The organism is Streptomyces sp. SID11385, from assembly GCF_010548245.1.
In the GTDB taxonomy this organism is placed as follows: domain Bacteria; phylum Actinomycetota; class Actinomycetes; order Streptomycetales; family Streptomycetaceae; genus Streptomyces.
Genome location: NZ_JAAGLR010000449.1, coordinates 1 through 3721 on the forward strand (window position 1 = coordinate 1; position 3721 = coordinate 3721).

At 75.0% G+C, this 3721-nt stretch carries 5 protein-coding genes; all 5 read right to left on the minus strand.

What is annotated here, in order from left to right; translation table 11 throughout:
* Positions 1-184: 184 nt before the first annotated feature.
* The gene (locus G3I42_RS13700) at positions 185-559 is read right to left on the minus strand and encodes a hypothetical protein (protein ID WP_164285777.1); all 375 of its coding nucleotides are present in this window, start codon (positions 557-559) and stop codon (positions 185-187) included.
* Complete coding sequence (locus G3I42_RS13705; RefSeq protein WP_164285779.1) at positions 556-1521, minus strand: hypothetical protein; 966 nt, start codon at positions 1519-1521, stop codon at positions 556-558. The genes G3I42_RS13700 and G3I42_RS13705 overlap by 4 nt, the downstream gene beginning before the upstream one ends.
* Before the next feature lie 61 nt (positions 1522-1582).
* Positions 1583-2434, minus strand: coding sequence for an NAD-dependent protein deacetylase (locus tag G3I42_RS13710; protein WP_164285781.1), 852 nt, complete (start codon positions 2432-2434; stop codon positions 1583-1585).
* A 154-nt stretch (positions 2435-2588) separates the two neighbouring features.
* Positions 2589-3104 (minus strand): DinB family protein, encoded by a 516-nt coding sequence (locus G3I42_RS13715; RefSeq protein WP_164285783.1) that lies wholly within the window; start codon positions 3102-3104, stop codon positions 2589-2591.
* Between the two features lie 25 nt (positions 3105-3129).
* Positions 3130-3486 carry a VOC family protein gene (locus G3I42_RS13720; RefSeq protein ID WP_164285785.1) on the minus strand — a complete coding sequence of 119 codons (357 nt, stop codon included), beginning with the start codon at positions 3484-3486 and terminating at the stop codon, positions 3130-3132.
* Between the last annotated feature and the right edge of the window lie 235 nt (positions 3487-3721).

Consider the following 3721-nt stretch of genomic DNA (forward strand, 5'->3'; position numbering starts at 1 on the left):
AGCGGCGGGCGGAGGCCCGGGAGCGCGCCGAGGACTTCCGCGCCCGCACGGCGGCCTTCTTCCGCGGGGACCACCGCCAGGTCCGGGGCGGCCCGGCGGGGCCGGCGCGGGGAGAACGGGCGGCGGACGGGGCGTGAGGGACGCGGGGCGGACGGGAGCGCAGGGCGCGGGGTGACGCCTGGGGCTACTCCGGTGCCACGACCAGCGTCGTGTGCTGGGTGCTCAGCCCCTCCACGAAGACGAGCGTGCACGCCGTGACGCTGCCGCGCCAAGCGCGGGCGATCTCCAGGCCGTTGGTGCGGGGGGCGAGCGGGTACGCGTTCGCCTTGAAGGAGTTGCCGCCGTTGCCGTACGGGCTCGCGTGCACGTGGTTCATCCAGCGGATGCCGGTGTCCAGGTCCGTGACGACCGGGTGGCGGAAGGGCTCCGCGCCGTCGAAGCCGTGCCGTTCACGCTTCTTCTCCGGGCGGGTGTCCGCGTACTCGACGATCTCGACGCGGTGCCCCACCGGTATCGGCACGGGGTGGTTGAGGTGGAGGGTGACGGGTCCGGCGCTCATGGGCGCAGGGTACGGGCCACCTCGGCCGCCGGGTAGGGAGTGTCCCTGGCGCCTTGGGCGACCGCGACGAGGAAGGGCGTCAGTAGGGCGGTGAGCGGGGCGTCGCGCGCGAGGAGGGCGGCGCCGGGGCCGGGCCCGGCGAGGGGGCGGGGCGCGCGGACGTGGGCGTGGCGCTCCGCGCTCGTCAGGCCGTGCGCGTGCGTGAGCAGCCAGTTGACGAGGAAGCTGCGCGCGTAGCCGAGGTCGTGGTCGCGGTGCTCGGCGAGGAACGCGGTCTCCCGCGCGGTGAGCGCGAAGGTGTCCGCGAGCGCGAGGCCGAAATCGGTGAAGAGGACGCGGCGGCCGTCGGTGAGGACGTTGCCCCAGTGCCCGTCGAAGTGCACGAGCCCGTGAGCGCTCATCTTCCGTGCGGCGACGTCGAGTTGACGGGCGACACGTGTCACGTCCCGCTCGCCGCCGACGCCTCGCACCCGGGGCGCGAGCCAGTCGTGGAGGGTCTGCGGCACGTACTCCATGAAGAAGACGAGGCTCGCGGGCGAATCCCTCAACTCCTCGACGCGCCGCGCTGCTTCGGGGCCCCAGCTGCGCGACACGGCTTCGATGTCGGCGAGTTCGTCGGGCAGCGGTATCGGCTCTGTCTCGCTCAGGAGCCGCCAGTGGTACAACTCAGGTGCCACGCCCAGGCGTTCGGCGGTCCGGTGCGCCTCCAGCTCGCGCCACGCGCCGCCTGCCGGGCTCGCGCCCATGCCGTAGTGGCACACGAGCGGCAGCCCGTACGGATCGGCGGTCGACTCCCGTTCCGCCTCGCGCGCCGTCAGCGGCACGCGCTTGACGAACACGGGGGTGCCCGCGACGTCGAGCCGCGCCGTGCGGCCCCCGATCCCGGCGGCGAGGGGTGTGCTCGTGGCGAGGAGGCGGGAGAGGGCGGTGTCGTCGAGCGCGGCGAGTGCGGCGGCGGGCATGACGGGCGCCTCCTGGGGCGGTCAGCGGTCAGCGGTCAGCGGGGTCGGGGTGGCGGCGGTCTCAGGGGGTCGGCAGGGGTGCGCCGAGCCGGTGGGCGAGGTCGGGGAGTGCGGTGCCCAGGGGGAGGTCGAGGCGGAGGGTCGCGCGGTCGTCGCCGCGGGTGGGGCCCTGGTTGATGATCACGACCGGTTTGCCGGCGCGGGCCGCGTGGCGTACGAACCTGAGGCCCGACATGACCGTGAGCGAGGAGCCGAGCACGAGGACGCCGTGCCCGGCGTCGACGAGGTCGAAGCAGCGCCGCACACGCGGCTTCGGAACCGTCTCGCCGAAGAAGACGACATCCGGTTTGAGGACGCCGCCGCAGGCCGCGCACGGGGCGATGCGGAAGTCCCGCACCAGCTCGGCGGGCAGTTCGACGTCCCCGTCCGGGTTGATCCGCGCGCCCGCCGCCTCGCCGAAGTCGCCGTTGAGCGCGCGCAGCCGCCCGTCCAGCTCCTCGCGCGCGGTGACGCGCCCGCAGTCCAGGCAGATCACCCGGTCGAGCCCGCCGTGCAGCTCGACGGCCTCGCGGGTACCGGCGGCGCGGTGCAGGCCGTCGACGTTCTGCGTGATGACGCCGTTGACGAACCCGGCGCGGCGCAGCGCCTCGACCGCGTAGTGCCCCGTGTTGGGCGCGGCCCGCCAGATCCGCCGCCACCCGGCGTGACTGCGCGCCCAGTACCGGCGGCGCCCCTCCTCGCTGCCGGTGAACTCCTCATAGGTCATCGGCGTGTGGTGCCTGAGGCTCCCGGCGGGGCCGCGGTAGTCGGGGATGCCGGACTCGGTGGAGATGCCCGCGCCGGTGAGGACGGTGAGGGGTGCGGTGGCGAGGAGGCGGGCGAGGGTGTCGTGGGCGGCCGGATCGGTGGGCATGAGGCCCAGGCTACGACGCGGGGGCGGCGGGACGCGGGGGCCGGGGAAGGCGGGGTCGGGAACGGCGGGGGTGGGGCCCGTCGCCGCGCGGGCCGCGCCGCCGTACGCGCCCCGCCGCCGTACGGCCCCGGCCCCGCGCGGGCCCGTCGCCGCGCTAGTAGTAGCCCTTCGTCCCGTCGAGCAGTTCCCGTACGAGGTCCGCGTGGCCCGCGTGCCGGGCGGTCTCCTCGACGAGGTGGATCAGTATCCAGCGCAGGTCGGCGCCGCCGTCGTGGAAGTCGGGGTGCCGTCCGGTGTCGTCCAGGGAGGCCGCCGCCACGATCTCGTCGCTGCGCGCGCACTGCGCCTCGTACTCCGTGAGCAGCTCGGCGAGGGGACGGCCGTCCGTGCGCCAGTCGGCGCCCCCGCCCGGCGGGACGAACGTCGGGTTCGTCTTCTTGTCGCCGCCGAGGAAGACCACCTCCAGCCACGTGTGCTCGGTCCAGCGCATGTGCGAGACGAGACCGGCCATCGTCATGGCCGGTGAGGTCGGTATGACGGAGCGGTGCGCTTCCTCGTCGCTCAGGCCCGCGCACTTCCAGCGCAGGATCTTCCGTTGCAGGTCCAGCCAGCCGGTGAGGGTGGTGCGTTCGTCCGCTCCGTGCGGGGGGCGTTGCAGTTCCGGTGCCATGCCGGCGCACCCTACCGGCCCCGCCTCACCCGCCGTGCGCCAGCACGTTGAGCACCGCCCCGCTCCCCGGCTCCCTGACGAAGAAGCGGCGGACGCCCCACTCCTCGTCGCGCGGCGCGAACAGCACCTCCGCGCCGCTCGCGCGCAGCGCCTCGTACGCCGCGTCCACGTCGTCGACCTCGATGCTCAGGACGGGCGTGACGGGCCCGGTCGCGTCGCCCGTGGTCGTGCTGAGCTGGGCGGTCGGGGTGGCGGGCGAGGCGTGGGTGGCGATCCAGCCGTGGTCCATCACCTGCTCCATGCCGAGCAGGGCGAAGAAGGCGCGGCTGCGGGCGGGGGAGCGGGTGGTGAGGACGGGGACGACGCGGCGTACGGAGACCATCGGGGGGTGCCTCTCGGTCGGTGGGCGTGCGGGATGCGGGCCGGTTCGGTCGGTGGCCGGTTCAGTCGGTGGGCCAGCGCTCTCCGCATTGTGAGCAGTACACCGGGCGCGCGTCCGCCGATACGCGCCCGCACTCCGGGCAGACGAGCGGCAGCAGGCACGCGGGCTCGCCGCCCTCGGCCGCCGGTTCCGCGCGCCGGGCCGCCTCCTCGGCGCGCCGCCCCGTGATCGTCAG